The 17,593-nt window shown below is 72.1% G+C and carries 16 protein-coding genes; 9 read left to right on the forward strand and 7 right to left on the reverse strand.

Features of this window, described 5'->3' with window-relative positions; translation table 11 throughout:
* Positions 1-43 precede the first annotated feature (43 nt).
* Positions 44-274, reverse strand: a complete 231-nt coding sequence (locus tag AB0M59_RS22700; RefSeq protein WP_364617929.1) for a hypothetical protein — start codon at positions 272-274, stop codon at positions 44-46.
* Between the two features lie 138 nt (positions 275-412).
* Between AB0M59_RS22700 and AB0M59_RS22705 the strand changes: the two genes are divergently transcribed.
* Entirely contained in the window at positions 413-1,138 is a 726-nt protein-coding gene (locus AB0M59_RS22705) for an FCD domain-containing protein (RefSeq protein ID WP_364617931.1), read from the forward strand.
* Positions 1,139-1,219: 81 nt separating this feature from the next.
* Positions 1,220-3,127 carry a transglycosylase domain-containing protein gene (locus AB0M59_RS22710; protein WP_364618104.1) on the forward strand — a complete coding sequence of 636 codons (1,908 nt, stop codon included), beginning with the start codon at positions 1,220-1,222 and terminating at the stop codon, positions 3,125-3,127.
* A 1-nt stretch (position 3,128) separates the two neighbouring features.
* Here AB0M59_RS22710 and AB0M59_RS22715 read toward each other — a convergent pair whose 3' ends face one another.
* Positions 3,129-3,785 (reverse strand): O-methyltransferase, encoded by a 657-nt coding sequence (locus AB0M59_RS22715; protein WP_364617933.1) that lies wholly within the window; start codon positions 3,783-3,785, stop codon positions 3,129-3,131.
* Positions 3,786-3,853: 68 nt separating this feature from the next.
* Between AB0M59_RS22715 and AB0M59_RS22720 the strand changes: the two genes are divergently transcribed.
* Positions 3,854-5,176, forward strand: coding sequence for a PLP-dependent aminotransferase family protein (locus AB0M59_RS22720; RefSeq protein ID WP_364617935.1), 1,323 nt, complete (start codon positions 3,854-3,856; stop codon positions 5,174-5,176).
* A 95-nt stretch (positions 5,177-5,271) separates the two neighbouring features.
* The gene (locus tag AB0M59_RS22725) at positions 5,272-6,396 is read left to right on the forward strand and encodes an NAD(P)/FAD-dependent oxidoreductase (protein WP_364617937.1); all 1,125 of its coding nucleotides are present in this window, start codon (positions 5,272-5,274) and stop codon (positions 6,394-6,396) included.
* On the opposite strand, the gene AB0M59_RS22730 is transcribed toward AB0M59_RS22725, so the two are convergent.
* From AB0M59_RS22730 to AB0M59_RS22740, 3 genes are all read right to left on the reverse strand, one after another.
* A complete protein-coding gene (locus AB0M59_RS22730; protein WP_364617939.1) occupies positions 6,393-8,174 on the reverse strand; it encodes a hypothetical protein in 1,782 nt (593 codons plus the stop codon). The two genes, AB0M59_RS22725 and AB0M59_RS22730, sit on opposite strands and share 4 nt — an antisense overlap.
* Positions 8,175-8,556: 382 nt before the next feature.
* The gene (locus AB0M59_RS22735) at positions 8,557-10,536 is read right to left on the reverse strand and encodes an SDR family oxidoreductase (protein WP_364617941.1); all 1,980 of its coding nucleotides are present in this window, start codon (positions 10,534-10,536) and stop codon (positions 8,557-8,559) included.
* Positions 10,537-10,610: 74 nt separating this feature from the next.
* Positions 10,611-10,814: a hypothetical protein gene (locus tag AB0M59_RS22740; RefSeq protein WP_364617943.1), complete on the reverse strand. Its 204-nt coding sequence runs from the start codon at positions 10,812-10,814 to the stop codon at positions 10,611-10,613.
* A gap of 205 nt (positions 10,815-11,019) precedes the next feature.
* On the opposite strand from AB0M59_RS22740, the gene AB0M59_RS22745 reads away from it, so the two are divergent.
* A complete protein-coding gene (locus AB0M59_RS22745; RefSeq protein WP_364617945.1) occupies positions 11,020-12,243 on the forward strand; it encodes an FAD-dependent oxidoreductase in 1,224 nt (407 codons plus the stop codon).
* Here the strand turns inward: AB0M59_RS22745 and AB0M59_RS22750 are convergent.
* Positions 12,236-12,961: a MerR family transcriptional regulator gene (locus AB0M59_RS22750; RefSeq protein WP_364617946.1), complete on the reverse strand. Its 726-nt coding sequence runs from the start codon at positions 12,959-12,961 to the stop codon at positions 12,236-12,238. The genes AB0M59_RS22745 and AB0M59_RS22750 overlap by 8 nt on opposite strands.
* A gap of 46 nt (positions 12,962-13,007) precedes the next feature.
* Between AB0M59_RS22750 and AB0M59_RS22755 the strand changes: the two genes are divergently transcribed.
* A complete protein-coding gene (locus AB0M59_RS22755; RefSeq protein ID WP_364617948.1) occupies positions 13,008-13,271 on the forward strand; it encodes a hypothetical protein in 264 nt (87 codons plus the stop codon).
* Here the strand turns inward: AB0M59_RS22755 and AB0M59_RS22760 are convergent.
* Positions 13,261-14,466 (reverse strand): multidrug effflux MFS transporter, encoded by a 1,206-nt coding sequence (locus AB0M59_RS22760; RefSeq protein ID WP_364617950.1) that lies wholly within the window; start codon positions 14,464-14,466, stop codon positions 13,261-13,263. The genes AB0M59_RS22755 and AB0M59_RS22760 overlap by 11 nt on opposite strands.
* A gap of 203 nt (positions 14,467-14,669) precedes the next feature.
* Between AB0M59_RS22760 and AB0M59_RS22765 the strand changes: the two genes are divergently transcribed.
* The 3 genes from AB0M59_RS22765 to AB0M59_RS22775 are packed head-to-tail and all read left to right on the forward strand — an operon-like array spanning position 14,670 to position 17,564.
* Positions 14,670-15,521 (forward strand): fumarylacetoacetate hydrolase family protein, encoded by an 852-nt coding sequence (locus tag AB0M59_RS22765; protein ID WP_364617952.1) that lies wholly within the window; start codon positions 14,670-14,672, stop codon positions 15,519-15,521.
* 2 nt (positions 15,522-15,523) lie between these two features.
* Entirely contained in the window at positions 15,524-16,828 is a 1,305-nt protein-coding gene (locus tag AB0M59_RS22770) for an enolase C-terminal domain-like protein (protein ID WP_364617954.1), read from the forward strand.
* A complete protein-coding gene (locus AB0M59_RS22775) occupies positions 16,821-17,564 on the forward strand; it encodes an SDR family oxidoreductase (RefSeq protein WP_364617956.1) in 744 nt (247 codons plus the stop codon). The genes AB0M59_RS22770 and AB0M59_RS22775 overlap by 8 nt, the downstream gene beginning before the upstream one ends.
* Positions 17,565-17,593 lie beyond the last annotated feature (29 nt).

A 17,593-nucleotide genomic window follows, 5' to 3' on the forward strand; every position in this document is an offset into this window, starting at 1 on the left:
GAAAGCGCCGGTCTCGTAACGGAGCTTTCACGTGAAAGCGACCTCAGTTGCGCCGGTCTTCGTCCTCCACCGCCAGCTTCAGCCCCACCTCGACCAATCTCCAGCCGAGCTGCTGTTTCCTCGTTCCCGTGCTGCGGCTCGGCGTCGCTCGCCCCGAGGGGCCGTTGCGGACGCCGTCGCGCAACTCGTTCTCCCGCTCGTGAACCAGATCCTCGGCCATCAAGAAGTGCACCGGATCGCCCCCTGCGTCGATGTTCGGTGTCGGTGGTGTCATCGTCGCCGACCGTGGCCGTCCGGTTCCACCGGTTTTTCCGCGGGCGAACGTCATTGTCACCGACAGCGACCGGCCGTGGCCACTCCGAAGGTGCGCCGCGCCGGGGGTGATCCACTCGCCGCGGCCTAAACTCGCGGGATGGAACCGACCTCGGTGGTGAATGCCGGTGAAGCGCTGTTCCGGCCGGTCCGCGCGGGCAACGCCTTCGAGGAGACCGTCGAGCGGCTGCTTCAGGCCATCCGCCTCGGCGTCGTCGGCGTGGGGGAGCGGCTGCCGTCGGAGCGGGAGCTCGCCGAGCGCCTCGGGGTCAGCCGCGTCACGCTCCGCGAAGCCATCCGGGCCCTCTCCGACGCCGGTTACGTCGAGTCACGGCGGGGCCGTTACGGCGGCACTTTCGTGAACGATGTTTTGCCCGGACCGCCGGAACGGTCACCCGGAGGCAAGGTCGACGCCGTCACGCTGGAAGACGCACTGTGCATCCGCTACGTCCTCGAAACCGGGGCCGCGGAGATGGCGGCTGCCCGTTCGCTGAGCCCGGCCGACCGCCAGCACCTCACCGGCACGCTCGCCGAAGCCGCGAGCGCGAACCTCGACGACTACCGCCGCAAGGACTCCCGCCTGCACCTCGCGATCGCGGAGGTGACCGCGTCCGGCTCCCTGACCACGGCGATGGCCGACGCCCGCACCCGCGTCAACCAGTTGCTCGACCGGATCCCGTTGCTCCCGCCCAACCTCGAGCACTCGAACGCCCAGCACGAGGCGATCGTCGACGCGATCCTGGCCGGCGACGCCCCCGCGGCCCGTCAGGCCATGGCCGAGCACATCGAAGGCACGGCGTCGCTCCTGCGCGCGTTCCTGGCGTAGCTCGTCTTGACAGGATTCGAACAACCTCGTTAGTTCTCCACAGAACCTTCTCACCCGTTCAGCCGTCATCCATTCGTGACCTTGGCGACCGAGGAAAATGAGGAAGAAGACGCGAAGCCGGACACCCCGCGCCGCCGGCGGTGGCGGCGGATCCGGCGGATCGGCTACTGGAGCTTCGGGCTGCTCGTCGGCGTGCCGCTGATCGCGTTCTGGGTCGCCTACCTCGTGCTCGACGTCCGCAGCCCGCAAGAGGTCCTCGCCGGGCTCGACAAGACCGTCGTCCTGCAGTACTCGGACGGGTCGCCGCTGCTCAAGGTCATCCCGGCCGACGGCGACCGGACGTTCGTGCCCTACTCGCAGGTGCCCGCGAAGCTGCGTGACGCCATCATCGCCACCGAGGACCCGACCTTCTGGGACAACCAGGGCTTCGACCCGACCGGCATCGGCCGCGCGTTCCTCACCGGCGTCGGCGGCGGGTCCGGGATCACCCAGCAGTACATCAAGAAGTCCACCGGCGACGACGACGCGACGCTCGGGCGCAAGTTCGCCGAGCTCGTGCTGTCCACGAAGATCACCCAGGAGCAGAGCAAGGAACAGATCTTCGAGAGCTACGTCAACATCATCTCCTTCGGCCGCGGCACGTTCGGGCCCGCCGCGGCGATGAACGCCTACTTCGGCAAGAAGCTCGACGACTCGATGACGTGGAGCGAGGCCGCGTTCCTGGCCGGGATGATCCAGTCGCCGTCGGTGCACGACCCGGCCGCGTCCGGCGACGCCCACGCCGCCCGGCGCTGGCAGTACGTCCACGACAAGCTCGTCGCCCGCGGTTACGTGAAGGCCGGCGAACCGATGGCTTACCCCGGCGACGAAATCCAAGCGCCGTCGGAGACCCGCGCGGGCCGCGTCACCTACGACCAGTTCCACATCAAGCAGCAGGTCCTGGCCGAGCTCGAACAGGACGGCTTCCCGCTCGGCCGGCTCCAGCAGGGCAACATGACCGTCGAGACCACGCTGGACCGCGGCATGCAGGACGCCGCGCAGAAAGCGTTGCAGGACAGGCTGAAGGGCGAGCCGAAGGAGTTCCGCGGCGCGGTGGTCGCCGTCGACCCGAAGACCGGGGCCGTCCGCGTCTACCAGGGCGGCGACCAGGGCGTCCGCGACTACGCGAGCACTCCGCACGCGGCGGGCTCGGCGTTCTACCCGTTCACGCTCGCCGCCGCCCTGCGCCGCGGCTACGGTCCGGACGTGCCGGTCCCGGCGCCCGAGGAGCAGGAGTTCCTCGGCGAGAAGTTCAAGTACCCGGACGTCTGCGGCCCCAAGTGCACGCCGCGCGCGGCGATGCAGGCGCACGCCGACGGCCCGTTCGTCGCACTGGCGAAGAAGCTCGGCCCGGACGCGCTGAGCGAGACCGCGCGGCAGGCCGGCATCCCCGAGTCCGTCGACGGCACGCCGACGATGCGGGAGAAGGACGGCTTCCTCATCGGGCCGGGCATCGCGATCGGCCGGTACCCGCTGCGGCCGCTCGACCTGGCGAGCGCCTACGCGACCTTCGCCGCGGACGGCCGCCGCACCACCCCGCACCTGGTGGCGAAGGTGCGTGACGAGAGCGGCGCCGTCGTCTGGGAGCACACCGACACCGCGCGCCCCGCGTTCGACGAAGACGGCGACGAGAGCCGCCGCATCGCCCGGGAGGTCACCGGCACGCTGACCGACGGCAGCGGGACCGCGCTGCGCACCGGCGAGGCCGAGCACGGCAGCAGCCCGGACAACCAGGACGCCTGGGCCGTCGGCTACACCCCGCAGCTGGCGGCCGCGGTCTGGATCGGCTCCGACGACGACCGCCGGCTGACGGACGCGAACGGCGCGAAGCTCACCGGCGACGTCGTCCCGGCCGACATCTGGCGCGGGTTCATGGCGGCGGCGCACCAGGGCGTACCGGCCCGGTCGATGACCCCGGGCCCGCCACCCGTGGTGCGGCCGCCGCGCTGAGTCAGCGGACCAGGGCCAGCACGAACCCGTCGTGCCCCTTGCCGCCCACGGTCTGGACGGCGGTCGCGTCCAGCCGCGGCTCGGCGGCGAGGAGGCCGAACATCTCCCGCACGCCCACGACGTCCGGGTCGGTGCTCGCCGGGTCGGTCACCCGGCCCTGCCGGACGACGTTGTCGACGACGATCGTCGTGCCCGGCCGCGCCAGCTCCAGCGACGCGCGCACGTAGTTCGCGAGGTTGCGCTTGTCGGCGTCGACGAAGATGAAGTCGAACGGCCCGGTCAGCGTCGGCAGCGTGTCGAGCGCGGCGCCGACCTTGATGTCGACGACGTCGTCGCCGAAGCCCGCGCGCGCCAGGTTGGCTCGGGCGACTTCGGCGTGCTTGGGCTCGTATTCGCAGGTCACGAGCTTGCCGCCGGCCGGGAGCGCGCGGGCCAGCCAGATCGTGCTGTACCCGCCGAGCGTGCCGATCTCGAGGATCGAGCGGGCCCCGGCCTGGCGGGCCAGCAGGTTCAGCAGCTTGCCCTGGTTGGGCGCGACGGCGATGTGCGGCAGCCCGGCGGCGGCCGAGTCGGCGAGCGCGTCGTCGAGCACCGGATCGGGGGAAAGCAGCGCGGCGGTGAGGTAGTCGTCGACTTCGGCCCAGGTCTTGTCGGTCATGGCACCTCCACCGCCAATCTAGCGGGCTGGGATCATGCTCGAGGACGATCGAAGGCGGGAAGGTGGACATGGACGACTACCGCGTCGTCGCGGACGCCCTCGCCGCCGACATCGAGGCCGGCCGCCTCCGCCCCGGCGACCGCCTCCCGCCGCAGCGCCGCTTCGCGCGGCAGCACGGTCTCGCGAACTCCACCGCCGCCCGCGTCTACGGTGAGCTCGTCCGGCGCGGCCTGGCCGTCGGTGAGGTCGGGCGCGGCACGTTCGTGCGGGCCGCGAAGCCGCCGCCCGAACCCGCGCTCGCCGAACCCGGGGACGCCCGCGTCGACCTCGAGCTCAACTTCGCCGTCCTGCCCGACCAGTCGGCGCTGCTGGCGAAAGCGCTGGAACCGTTGCTGCGCGCCGACGTCCTCACCGCGGCCCTGCACCCGATCGGCGCCGCGGGTACGCCCGCCGCCCGGGAGGCCGCGGCCACGCTGCTCACCCGCGGCGACTGGCGGCCGGACCGGGGAAACATCCTGTTCACCGGCAACGGCCGCCAGGCCATCGCGGCGGCGATCGCCGCGTTCGTGCCGGTGGGGGAGCGGCTCGCGGTCGAGTCGCTGACCTACCCGGTGGTGAAGGCCGTCGCGTCGAGGCTCGGCGTGGAGCTGGTGCCGATCGAGACCGACGAGCACGGCCTGGACCCGGAAGCCCTGGCCGCGGCCGGGCCGGTGCGCGCGCTGTACGTCCAGCCGACGCTGCACAACCCCCTCGGCACGACCATGCCTCCAAAACGCCGCGAAGAGCTGGCCGCCGTCGTCGCCCGGCTGGACCTGCCGGTGATCGAGGACGGCATCTACACGTTCCTGCGCGACGACGTCCGGCCGTTCGCCGCGTACGCGCCGGAGCGGACGGTGTTCGTCGACAGCCTGTCCAAGCGCGTCGCGCCCGGTCTGACGGCGGGTTTCCTGGTGGTGCCGCCGGCCTGGACCGCGCGGCTGGCGTCGTCGGTGCGGTCGGGCGCCTGGGCCGCGTCGCGGTTCGCCGTCGAAGCGGCAACGCAGTGGATCGTGACGGGCACCCTCGCCGACGTCGAAGCCGCGAAACGCCGTGACGCCGCCGCGCGGGCTTCGGTGGTCGAGGCGAAGCTGCCGGGCCTGCGGGGCGACGCGGCGTCCTACCACCGCTGGTGGGAGCTGCCGGAGCAGTGGCGGGCGGAGACGTTCGTCGCGGCGGCGGCCCGCCGGGGCATCGCCCTGTCCCCGGCCGCGGCGTTCGCGGTGCTGCCGGGGCACGCGCCGAACGCCGTGCGCATCGCCGTGTCGGCCCCGCCGGTGGCGACGCTTTCCGCGGCCCTCGACGTCCTCGCGGCGCTGGCGAACGGCAGCCCGGACGACCTGCTGGCCGACTGACAGCGGATGCCAGGGGCGTGCCAGTGCGGTGTGCGGCCCGCACCAGAGCCGCGCGCGAATCTTCGGTCGTCGCGAAACGAACCGAAGGAGCATCCATGAACGTCACGATCATCGGCGCCGGCCTCGGTGGCCTCACCCTGGCCCGGGTCCTGCACGTCCACGGCATCCCCGTCGCGGTCTACGAGGCCGAGTCTTCCCCGATGGCGCGCATGCAGGGCGGGATGCTCGACATCCACGACTACAACGGGCAGCTCGCGGTCGAAGCCGCCGGCCTGGTGGACGAGTTCCGCGGTCTCGTCCTGGACGGCCGCCAGGCGATGCGGATCCTCGACCAGGACGGGAACCTGCTGTTCGAGAAGGTCGACGACGGGACCGGCGGCCGGCCCGAGGTGCAGCGCGGCGAGCTGCGGCAGATGCTGATCGACGCGCTCCCCGAAGGCACCGTCCGGTGGGGGTACAAGGTCGACGGCGTCCGCACGCTCGACGACGGCTGCCACGAGGTGACCTTCACCGACGGCACCACGGTCGTCAGCAGCCTGCTGGTCGGGGCCGACGGCGCCTGGTCGAAGGTCCGGCCGCTGCTCACCGACGCCACGCCGGAGTACGAGGGCACGGCGTTCGTCGAGACCTACCTGTTCGACGCCGACACCCAGCACCCGGCCACCGCGGCGGCGGTCGGCGGCGGGTCGATGGTCGCGCACGGCGGCTCGCCGGACGACGGGATCAACGCCCACCGGGAAAGCGGCGACACCGTGCACACGTACGTCGCGCTTTCCCGGCCGCTCGACTGGTTCGCGACCATCGACTTCACCGACCCCGCCACCGCCGCCGCGCGGATCGCGGAAGAGTTCGACGGCTGGGCGCCGGAGCTGACGGCGTTGATCACCGACGGCGACACCGACCCTGTCCTGCGCCCGCACTACGCGCTGCCGGTCGGGCTCCGCTGGGCCCGCGTGCCGGGCGTGACCCTCGTCGGCGACGCCGCGCACCTCGCGCCGCCCAACGGCGAAGGCGCCAACCTGGCGATCCTCGACGGCGCGGAGCTCGGTCAGGCCCTCGCCGCCCAGCCGGACGACGTCGAAGCCGCCATCGCCCGGTACGAGGAAGCCATGTTCGTCCGCAGCGCGACGCCCGTCGACGACGCCGTCCTCCTCGAGAGCCTGTTCGGCAACGACGTCCCGGAGAGCCTGCTCGAACTGGTCCGGGGCGAGCAGGGCTAGGGCGCGTACTTCCCGACGAAGCTGCCGCAGGTGACCGCGCGGCCCGTGAGCCGGGCCTGGATCGCCTTCTCCAGGCCCAGGTAGTCGAACACGGGGGTGTCGACCGGGATCGACTCCGGCACCGGGCCGCCGGTCGCGAGCATCCGGATCGAATCCGTCTCGAACAGCACCAGGTAGCCTCCTTCGCGGTTCAGGTCGTCGGCTTTCGCGAGCATCCGCTGGGGTGCGTCGCCGACGATCTCCAGCGGCAGCGGCCATTCCAGCGGGAACGGGTTGCGCAGGCCGAACGCGGGGTAGGCGAACGTGCTGTCGGGCAGGATCGCCGTCTTCGCGGCCGGGAACCGGTCGAGGCAGTCGCGGATCTGCCGGACGAACGTGTGCGTCGAGGGGTTGGTCCGGATGCCGGCCATCGCCGGGCTGACGTCGCCGAGGTCCGCGGTCAGCCGGTCGTGCCCGAGGTCGAGGTAGGCCGCCTGGTCGTGGCGCGCGACGACGACCCAGCCGCACACCGCCACCGCCGTCAGGCCCGCCGTCGCCGTCACCCAGCGGCGCGCGAGCCGCGGCCGCGGCGGGACGACGTGGCTCAGCAGCAGCAACGCCGTCAGGGCGAGGGTGCCGGTGAGCAGCGTCGGCGTGTCGTTGCCCCACGACAGGCTGGTCATGAAGCCGGTGGCGAGCACGAGCAGCCCGGCCCACGGCACCTTCCGCCGCACGGCCGCGTAGACCGGCACGCTCACCGCGACGATCCACCACAGGACGTCCGCCCAGCGCGACGAGCCGGTGAACCGGCCGTCGACGACGGTCCAGACGATGGCCGCGGCACCGGCGAGCACGAGCACCCAGGACGCGGCGCGCCCGGCCGCGCCGAGCCGGTCACCGGGCAGCCGGACGGCCAGCAGCACGACGGCGATCGCGGCGAAGAAGCCCAGCTCCCGCATCGGTGCCCGGGTCAGCACCTCGGGGTCTTCGAGCCAGAGCCCGAGCAGCCGCTGGCCGTACGCGGGCACGCCGCCGGTCAGCTGCTCGACCATCTCGGCGAACCCGCCGCCGAGGCTCACCCACGCCACGTACACGAGCCCGGGCGCGCCGAGCGCGAGGAGGTCGAGAAGCAGCCGGACCACGCGCCGGGTCCCCGCGCGGGTGGCCGGGTGCAGCAGCAGCCACAGCACGCCGATCACGGCCGCGAACACGAAGCTCTGCTTGACGAACACGGCGCAGCCGAGCAGCACCAGCCCGCCGCGCCGGGCGAGCGCGCGGTCTCCGCGCAGGCCGGCGTCGAGCGCCCACGCGCCGCACGCCGTGAGCGCGATGCCGTCGACGGTGTGCCAGGCCATCAGCGGGAAGGCGTTGAGGTTGATCAGCGACGCCGCCGCGACCATCGCGGTCATGCCCGGACCCCAGTCGAGCACCCGGCGGCGCGTGACGAGCGTGGCGAAGGCGATGGTGGCGACGATGATCTCGATCATCGAGAGGAAGCTCGACCCGAAGAACAGCGGCATCGGGAGGGCGTAGTCGGCGACGTGCAGCACCGCGGACCCGAGCGGGCGGGCGGAGATGATGTCGGCGTGCGGGACTTCGCCGTGGAGGACGCGCCAGGCCTGGGCGAGGATGAAGCCCTGGTCGGAGGGGTGGAACCCGAAGCGGCCGACGCGAAGTTCGGTGGCCAGGGCGAGCAGCACCACCCAGCCGGCGTGGATGCCCCAGCGCAGCAGCGGCCGGGCGGGTTTCGCGGGCACGGGCTCCGGGGCGGCGGCGCGCGCCGGACTCGCCACGTCCACGCCTGCCCGCCTTCCGCTCCCCGATCACGCCCGGGAAGCGATGGTAGCGGCCGGGGCGGTCACCGGCTCGAACAGCACCGCCGGGCCCGCCGGTCCGCAGGCGGAAGCGCCCCAATGTGGCCTTCGGTGCGCTGGAAGCACCCAAGGCGGCCTTCGGTGCGTTGAGCGCACCCAAGGCCGCCTTGGGGCGCTTGCTCAGCCGGTCGTGTGCCTTGCGGTGCCGATGGCGGCCGTCTCGTCGGCCACCGCGGATCGTTCCCCAGTACTGCTGGTTTCCGGCATTCCGAACTCCCCAGTTCACGCCCGCACCGGTGTACGGGACTCGCGCGAGGGTAGAAGTACCGTCATCGGAATTCCAGTGCTTCGGCGGAATTCGAGGGGATCAAGCACGACGGCGCCAGAACAAGCGGGTCACCGTCGCCGCGACCGCCGCCGGCGCGGGCCGGCGCGGGAGGTCGCGTGCCTCGGGCGCGGACTCCGGCATCGCCCGGTAGGCGAGGTGCGCGGCGAACCGGGCGAGCCGCGGCGCGGTGAGCGTCGCCAGCTCGGCGGCCCGGCCTTCGGGGAGGCTGAGGATTTCCGGACGCTCCTCCAGCGCCTTCACCACCAGCGCGGCCGCGCGTTCCGGGCTGCTCGACGGGATGCCGCGGTAGCCGGTCGGCGCGATCATCGGCGTCCGCACCAGGGGCATCCGCACCGACGTGAACGTGATGCCGTCCGAGAGCGTCTCGCGCCCGGCCGTCAGCCCGAACTCCTCCAGCGCCGCCTTCGACGCCAGGTACGCCGAGAAGCGCGGAGTGTCGGTCTGCAGGCCCTGGGTCGTGACGTTGACGACGTGGCCGAACCTCCGCTCGGCCATCGACGGCAGGAACCCGAGGATCAGCCGCACCGGCCCGAAGTAGTTGATGGCCATCGTGCGCTCGTAGTCGTGGAAGCGTTCCGTGGACAGCGCGACCGAGCGCCGGATCGAGCGGCCGGCGTTGTTCACCAGCATGTCGACCGCGCCGTGCTCGCCGAGCACGTCCTTGACCAGCGCGTCGACGGCGTCGCCGTCGGTGAGGTCGCAGGGGTGCGCCGCCGAGACGCCGCCGGCCGCGATGATCTCGTCCCGCACCTCTTCGAGCTCCGAAGCGCGCCGGGCCACGAGGATCACCTTCGCGCCCGTGCGCGCCACGGCGAGCGCCGACGCCCGGCCGATCCCGGACGACGCCCCGGTGATCAGCACCGTCCGCCCGGCCAAGCCGTGCCGACGCCGGGCGCGGTCGGGGTCGAGGTGGGCCCGCCAGTACCGGTAGAGCGGCGCCGCGTAGTCCCGCAGCTCCGGCAGCTCGATGCCGCTGCCGAACAACGCCGTCGTGGTGCGCGCGGTGTCGAAGACGACGTCGGTGCTCAGGTGCGGCAGCACTTCGAGGGGGATGCCCAGCTCCTCCAGGACGGCGGCGCGGGCGGCCCGGCCGCCGGGCACGCGGTCGACCCCGGCCGCGGCGGCGTGGGCCAGCCGGGTGCCGGCGCGGCGCACGATCCCGGACGCCCGCGCGGGCAGCACGGCCCGGATCGTCGGCCCGCCCGCGGCGCGCGCGAAGGCGTTGTAGACGGAGTTGAGCGACTGCGGCCGCGCGGCGGCGAGGTGGTAGGTCGCCCCGGACGGCGCGTCCCGGTGCATCAGGTACTCCATCGCGTCGACGACGTAGTCGACGGGCACCAGGTTCGTGGCGCCGAGGCCGGGAGCGGCCAGCGGGAGCCGCGCGGGCAGCGCCGCCAGCCGCGAAATGGCGGGGAGGAAGTAGTACGGGCCGTCGACCTTGTCCATCTCGCCGGTGCGCGAGTCGCCGACGACGGCCGAGGGCCGGTAGACGCGGAAGGGCAGGGACTGCTCCCGGACGAGCTTCTCGGCCTGGAACTTCGTCGCGTGGTACGGCGAGCCGAAGTGCTGGCCGAGGTCGAAGTCGGCCTCGGTGAACCGCCCGGCGTGGTCGCCCGCGACGGCGATCGAGGACACGTGGTGCACCAGGCCCGCTTTCGCGGCCAAGGCGAAAGCGAGCAGGTGCCGGGTGCCCTCGACGTTGGCGCGGCGGTTGGCGTCCTCGCCGGCGGTGAGGTCGTAGATCGCGCCGAGGTGGACGACGTGGTCGAGGTGCCCCGTCCCGGCGGGGTCGACGCCGAGCCGGGGTTCGGCGAGGTCGCCGACCACCGGGTGGAGCTTGTCCGCGCCCGGCCAATCCCGGGCCAGGCCGGCGAGGCGCTCACGCGAGGTCTCGCGAACCAGTGCGTGCACCTTGGTCGTTTCCGGCCGCCGCAGCAGGCGCGCGACCAGGCGTTGCCCGATGAAGCCCGTCGCGCCCGTCACGAAGTAGGTCGTCATGGCCGGTCCCTTCCGTAGACGGGCCGACTCTAACCTACTGGAAAGTAGGAACGGTAGTTGTCAGTGTCTTCGGCTCACGGTTCGGTCGTCTCGTCCGCCGTCGCGACGACGGCGTCGCGCAGGGCGGCGCGCAGCCGTCCGACGTCGAGCGGGCCGAGTACCGCGGCCTCGCCCGGCGGCGCGACCAGCACCACTTTGTCCTGACTGACGAACACCGTCACGTCCCGGCGCCGGCCGGCCAGATCCCGGCAGCCCACCGACCATTCGCCCCGACTCATGGTCGCCGCCCTCCGATTTCTCTTCGTGGTCGTGCTCCGTGCGAGGGTGGGAGCGAGGCGCGGGAGCGCTATGACGCCGGTTCACCCGATCTGCCTACTCGCGGGTTTTCTCTTGCGCTTCGCGGATTTCCGGCGTATCCCCCGGTCGTGGCCGGGCCCGTTCGGGAGTACCGTCCGCACCGACTCGTCGACGTGGAGGTCACTGATGTCGGAGCCGCGGAAGATCGTCATCGTCGGTGCGGGCCTGGGCGGTGCGTCGGCCGCGGCCGCGTTGCGCGAACGCGGCTACACCGGCGAAGTCCTGCTGATGGGCGCCGACCCGCACCGGCCGTACGAGCTGCCGCCGCTGTCGAAGGGCGTGCTGCTCGGCACCACCGACGAGCCCGACTGGGTGCACGAAGAGAAGTACTACGCGGAGCACGACATCCGGTTCAGCGCGGGCGTCACGGCGACCCGGCTCGAGCTGGGCGCGCGGCTGGTCCTGGACGACGCGGGCGGCGAGCACCGCTACGACCGGCTCGTGCTGGCGACCGGCTCGCGCCCGCGCACGCTCCCGGTGCCCGGCGGCGACCTGCCCGGGCTGTACACGCTGCGCAGCCTCGACGACTCGCTCAAGCTCCGGTCGGCGTTCGCCGAGGCGGAGCGCGTGGTGATCGTCGGCGCCGGCTGGATCGGCTCCGAAGCCGCCGCCGCGGCCCGCACGCACAACGCCGACGTCACGGTCGTCGATCCCGTGGCCGTCCCGCTGGCGAACGTCGTCGGGGAGACGGTCGGCGGGGTGTTCCGGGACCTGCACGTCTCGAACGGCGTGAACTACCGCTTGGGCGAGCAGGTCGCCGAGATCACGGGCGGCCCGGACGGCGTCCGCGGCGTCCGGCTGAGCGGCGGCGAAGAGCTGACGGCGGACGTGGTCCTGGTCGCGGTCGGCGCGGCGCCCCGGGTGGAGCTGGCCCACGCGGCGGGCCTGGAGCTCTCCGACGACGGCGGGGTGTGCGTGGACGCGGGCCTGCGCACGGCGGCCCCGGACGTGTACGCGGTGGGCGACATCGCGGCCCACTTCCACCCGCGCTACGGGCGCCGGATCCGCGTGGAGCACTGGGCGAACGCGAAGGACCAGGGCGCGCACGTGGCGCAGAACCTGCTGGGGGAGAACGAGCCTTTCCTGGGTTCGCCGTACTTCTTCACGGACCAGTACGACTTGGGGTGCGAGTACCGGGGTCTCGCTGACCCGGTCGCGGACGAGCTGGTGGTCCGCGGGGACCTGTCATCACGGGAGTTCACGGCGTTCTGGCTGCGCAACGGCGAGGTGTCGGCGGCGATGAACGTGAACATGTGGGACGACGGGGATGCGTTGGGCGCCTTGGTGGACGGCCGGACGAAGGTGACGGCGGAGCAGCTCAAGACGGCGGATCTGGCGTCGCTCAGCTGACTCCGAGCCGCTTCCGGAGCAGGGTGTCGAGCCGCCGCCACGCCGGCGAGGACGCGTTGACGGCACCCTGCACCAGCGCCGGGATCGCGGAACCCCGGTCGTACGCAGGCATATCCGCGCCATAGCGAGCGCGAGTCGCCGAGACGAGCTTCTCGGCGAGCGCGTCGACGCGGGGGTCGTGCGGGTCGAGGTCGTGCAGCCGGTCGTACTCGAGAACCACCTCGAGCAGCGCCGGGTCGGTCAATATCGCCGCCTGGTCCTGGAAGGACGCGCGAGCCGTCGAGGGGTGGGTGGCGAACACCAGCAACCACAGGTCGTTCTGCAGCGCCACCCAGCGCTCGCTGAACCCGAGACCGGGCAAGCGGGACAGGTGGTCCACGACGTCGGCGGGCAGCGCGGACAGATGGCCGTCGGCGAGCTGCCGGAGCCGTTCCTGAGTGGCGCGAAGGCCGTCGATCCGGGCGGAGAGGTCGTCGTCGATCTGCCGCAGAGCGTCCCGGAGCGCGTCGCCGGAGCGGAGTTCGCGGATGCGCGCCAAGGGCACGCCGGCCTCGGCGAGCGTGCGGATCTTGATCAGCTCGACGGCGTCGGCCGCGCTGTAGCGCCGGTAGCCGGACGCGTCGCGCGGCGGCTCGGGGAGGAGTCCCTTGGCGTGGTAGACGCGGATCGTCTTGGCCGTCACCCCGACGTACCCGGCGAGCTGTCCGATGGTGAGCACCCGGCCATCGTCGCACTTGACCTTGCCCCAAGGGCAAGGTTGCAGGATGACCGGCATGGCGGACTACGAGACCCTGTGCGCGCTGGCCGACGAGGGCAACGAAACGGCGCTCGACCGGCTCGCCGACCTCGTCGACGCCCGTGGGGACGTCGAAGAGCTGAGCGAGCTGCTGGACGAAGGCAGCGAACGCGCCGGGGTCCTGCTGACCCGGCGCGCGGTCGCCGCGAAGGACCTGCTGGAGCTGCAGCGCATCGCGGACGCGGGCTACGACGGTGCCGGCGAGGAGCTGGAGCGCCTGCTCAGGCAGTAGCCGGGCGCGTGAGGGTCAGGAACGCCAGCAGGGCCAACACGGCGAATCCGGCCATGGTCGCGGCCATCGGCACCGCGGTGCCCGGCCCGCCGAGCCCGACCAACGGCGTCGCCACCGCGCCCACCACGAACTGCAGCACCCCCAGCAACGCCGAAGCCGCTCCGGCGGACCGAGCGTGCGAAGCCAGCGCCAGCGAACTCGAGTTCGGCATGACCAGCCCGATGCTCGACACCAGCAGGAACAACGACACCAGCAGCACCGGCAACGGCAGCCGAGCCCACGCGGACAGCAACACGAAAGCCCCGCCGAAAACGCCGAGCAGCAGCCCGGACAAGAGCAGCGCCCGTTCGGACACCCGTCCCACGAGCCGCCCGTTGAGCTGCCCGGCCAGCACGATGCCGACGCCGTTCACGCCGAACACCACGCTGTACGCCTGCGGACTGAGCCCGTAGACGCCCTGCAGCGCGAACGACGAACCGGAGATGTAGGCGAACATCGACGCGAACAGCAGCCCGGACGCCAGCGCGTAGCCGGCAAAGCTGCGGTCCAGCGCCAGCCGCCCGTATGTCCGCATCACCTGGCCGAGCCGTGCGGGCGATCGCGAAGAAGAAGGCTCCGGGAAGAAGAACACGACCACGGCCAGCAGCAGTGCGCCGAACGCCGTCAGCACGACGAACACCCCGCGCCACGACGTCCAGTTCAGCAGCTGCCCGCCGATCAGCGGCGCCAGGATCGGGGCCAGCCCGCTCACCAGCATCAGCGTCGAGAAGAACTTCGTCATCGCGGTGCCGGAGTAGAGGTCGCGCACCGTGGCCCGCGCGATCACGATGCCGGCGGCCGCGCCGAGGGACTGCACGCCGCGCGCCGCGACCAGCAGCCACGCGTCCGGGCTCACCGCGCACAGCACCGAGCCCACGACGTACAACGCGAGCCCGACCAGCAGCGGACGACGGCGTCCCAGCGCATCGGACAGCGGTCCGAGCACCAGCTGGCCCAGCGCGAGACCGGCGATGAACGCGCTGAGCGTCAGCTGGACCGTCGTGTCGGCCGCATGCAGGTCGTCCGCCATCCGCGGCAGCGCGGGCAGGTACATGTCGATCGACAGCGGCCCGAACGCCGAGAGACCACCCAGGACGAGGACGAACTTCAGCTGCGCCCGCCTGCTCGTCGCGGTACGTTCCGCCGTGATGGTCATGCGCCTCCTCGGGTCCCTGACTCCGACCAGCGACGCGGTGACCTGCGCTATTCCGGCTGTGAGCGGTGACACCCCGTGCTCAAACGAGCACTGAACCGGTACTGATCCGATCAATTTCCGGCCGATTGAGCGACGGCTCTGGATCCGGGGTCAAGACTGCGATATACATCGGATGTCTGGTCGAGCGGGTGAAGGGAAAATCCGTGCAGCTTGTGCGTCTCGGGGAGCCGGGAAGTGAGCGTCCGTTCGTACGTGCCGACGACGGCACGACCTACGAGCTGGGCGGCCTGACCGCCGACGTCGACGGCGGCTTCCTCGCCGCGGACGGGATCGCGCGCGCGGCCGCCGCGCTCGCCGCCGGAGAACTGCCGGAAGCGGAGGTCGCGGGCCTGCGCGTCGGCTCGCCCATCGCCCAGCCCGGCAAGGTCGTCTGCATCGGCATGAACTACCGCCGCCACGCCGAAGAGACCGGCGCGACGCCGCCGACCGAGCCTGTCGTCTTCATGAAGGCGCCGGACGTCGTGGTCGGCCCGGGCGACGACGTTCTGATCCCGCGCAAGTCGGTCAGCACCGACTGGGAGGTCGAGCTGGGCGTCGTCATCGGCAAGACCGCGCGCTACCTCGACAACGTTGACGAAGCCCTCGAGTACGTCGCCGGCTACGTCGTCTCGAACGACGTTTCCGAGCGCGCGCTGCAGTTCAGCACCGCCCAGTGGGACAAGGGCAAGTCGTGCGAGAACTTCAACCCGCTCGGCCCGGCGCTGGTCCCGGCGAGCGAGGTGCCGGATCCCCAGGACCTCGGCCTGCGGCTGTGGATCAACGGTGAAAAGAAGCAGGACTCGAGCACCAAGGACATGATCTTCTCCGTGGCCGAGATCATCCACCACCTGAGCCAGGTCATGGTGCTGCGGCCGGGCGACCTCATCAACACCGGGACCCCGGAGGGCGTGGCGCTCGGCCAGCCCGACCCCAAGCCCTACCTGCGCGACGGCGACGTGATCGAGCTGGAGATCGACGGGCTCGGCCGGCAGCGCCAGACCGCGAGGCAGGCCTGACCATGGCGAAGATCATCGGCATGGAGGTCCTCGACGTCCGGTTCCCGACCTCGCGGGAGCTCGACGGCTCGGACGCCATGAACCCCGACCCGGACTACTCCGCCGCCTACGTCGTGCTCCACACCGACGGCGGCCCGGACGGCTACGGCCTCGCGTTCACCATCGGCCGCGGCAACGACGTCCAGGCCGCCGCGATCCGCGCGCTCGCCCCGCACGTCGTCGGCCGGGACGTCCCGGAGGACGCGGCCGCCCTCGGCGACCTGTCGCGCACACTCGTCGGCGACTCGCAGTTCCGCTGGCTGGGCCCGGAAAAGGGCGTCGCGCACATGGCCGTCGGGGCGGTGGTCAACGCCGCGTGGGACCTCGCCGCGCGCCGCGCCCACCTCCCGGTCTGGCAGTTCGCGGCACGCATGACGCCCGAAGAGCTAGTGTCGCTCGTCGACTTCCGGTACCTGTCCGACGCGCTCACCGAAGCCGAAGCCCTCGACATCCTGCGCGCCGCCGAACCCGGCCGCGCCGAACGGACCAAGCAGCTGGAGGCGAACGGCTACCGCGCCTACAGCACGTCACCCGGCTGGCTCGGGTACGCCGACGCGAAGCTGGTGCGGCTGGCCGAACAGGCCGTCGCCGACGGTTTTCAGATGATCAAGCTCAAGGTCGGCGGCAACCTCGAGGACGACGTCCGCCGCATGAAGCTCGCCCGCGAGACGGTCGGCGACGGCATCCGGATCGCCGTCGACGCGAACCAGCGCTGGGACGTCTCGGCGGCGGTCACGTGGATGACCGCCCTCGCGCCGTACGACCCGTACTGGATCGAGGAACCGACCTCCCCGGACGACATCCTCGGCCACGCGGCCATCGCGAAAGCGCTTGCGCCGATCCGCGTGGCCACGGGCGAGCACGTCCAGAACCGCGTCGTCTTCAAGCAGCTCTTGCAGGCGAACGCGATCTCGGTGCTGCAGCTCGACGCCGCCCGTGTCGGCGGCTTCAACGAGAACCTGGCGATCCTGCTGCTGGCCGCCAAGTTCGGCGTCCCGGTGTGCCCGCACGCCGGCGGCGTCGGGCTCTGCGAGCTCGTCCGGCACCTCTCGATGTTCGACTTCGTGGCGGTGTCCGGCACCGACGCGGACCGCTCCATCGAGTGGGTGGACCACCTGCACGAGCACTTCACCGACCCGGCCGTCGTCGAGCGCGGCCGGTACCTCGCCCCGACCGCCCCCGGGTTCTCCGCGCGCATGCACGACGCCACACTGCGCCGGTTCCGCTTCCCGGACGGTCCCGAGTGGACGGAGACCGCAAGTGAGTGAATTCGAGGGCCTGGTGGCCGCCGTCACCGGAGGAGCCTCGGGCATCGGCAAGGCCGCCGCTACTTTGCTGGCCGGACGCGGTGCCCAGGTGGCGGTCCTCGACTTGAAACCGGACGACGACGGCTTCCGCTGTGACGTCGGCTCCGACGAAGAAGTCCGCTCGGCGATCGACGCCGTCGTGGAACGCTTCGGGCGCCTAGACATCCTCGTCAACAACGCCGGCATCGGCGCGCAGGGCGACGTCACCGCGAACAACGACGACGAGTGGCACCGCGTGTTCGACGTCAACGTCGTCGGCATGGTCCGGCTCGCGCGCGCCGCGCTGCCGCACCTCAAGAACTCGCCGTCCGCGGCGATCGTCAACACCTGCTCCATCGCGGCCTGGGCCGGCCTGCCCCACCGCGCGCTCTACTCGGCCACCAAGGGCGCGGTGCTCTCGCTGACCCTGGCCATGGCGACCGACCACCTGCCCGACCGGATTCGCGTCAACTGCGTGTGCCCGGGCACGGCGGACACCCCGTGGGTGGGCCGGCTGCTCGACGCCGCCGACGACCCGGCGGCCGAACGCGCGGCCCTCGCCGCGCGCCAGCCGATGGGCCGGCTGGTCACCGCCGACGAGGTCGCGAACGCCATCGTCTACCTCGCTTCACCGCTTTCCGGCTCGACCACCGGCACCGCGCTCGCGGTCGACGGCGGCATGTACGGCCTGCGTCCGCGCGGGCCGGTTCAGCAGTAACAGACTTGATTTCCGCTGTCATCAAGGAG

This window comes from Amycolatopsis sp. NPDC051371, from assembly GCF_040682155.1.
Classification (GTDB): domain Bacteria; phylum Actinomycetota; class Actinomycetes; order Mycobacteriales; family Pseudonocardiaceae; genus Amycolatopsis.

Coding starts and splice junctions, on each gene's coding strand:
- AB0M59_RS22745 (WP_364617945.1), top strand. CDS start 11,020: ATGTCGGAGCCGCGGAAGATCGTCATCGTCGGTGCGGGCCTGGGCGGT.
- AB0M59_RS22755 (WP_364617948.1), top strand. CDS start 13,008: ATGACCGGCATGGCGGACTACGAGACCCTGTGCGCGCTGGCCGACGAG.
- AB0M59_RS22720 (WP_364617935.1), top strand. CDS start 3,854: ATGGACGACTACCGCGTCGTCGCGGACGCCCTCGCCGCCGACATCGAG.
- AB0M59_RS22740 (WP_364617943.1), bottom strand. CDS start 10,814: ATGAGTCGGGGCGAATGGTCGGTGGGCTGCCGGGATCTGGCCGGCCGG.
- AB0M59_RS22725 (WP_364617937.1), top strand. CDS start 5,272: ATGAACGTCACGATCATCGGCGCCGGCCTCGGTGGCCTCACCCTGGCC.
- AB0M59_RS22705 (WP_364617931.1), top strand. CDS start 413: ATGGAACCGACCTCGGTGGTGAATGCCGGTGAAGCGCTGTTCCGGCCG.
- AB0M59_RS22735 (WP_364617941.1), bottom strand. CDS start 10,536: ATGACGACCTACTTCGTGACGGGCGCGACGGGCTTCATCGGGCAACGC.
- AB0M59_RS22700 (WP_364617929.1), bottom strand. CDS start 274: ATGACACCACCGACACCGAACATCGACGCAGGGGGCGATCCGGTGCAC.
- AB0M59_RS22760 (WP_364617950.1), bottom strand. CDS start 14,466: ATGACCATCACGGCGGAACGTACCGCGACGAGCAGGCGGGCGCAGCTG.
- AB0M59_RS22770 (WP_364617954.1), top strand. CDS start 15,524: ATGGCGAAGATCATCGGCATGGAGGTCCTCGACGTCCGGTTCCCGACC.
- AB0M59_RS22715 (WP_364617933.1), bottom strand. CDS start 3,785: ATGACCGACAAGACCTGGGCCGAAGTCGACGACTACCTCACCGCCGCG.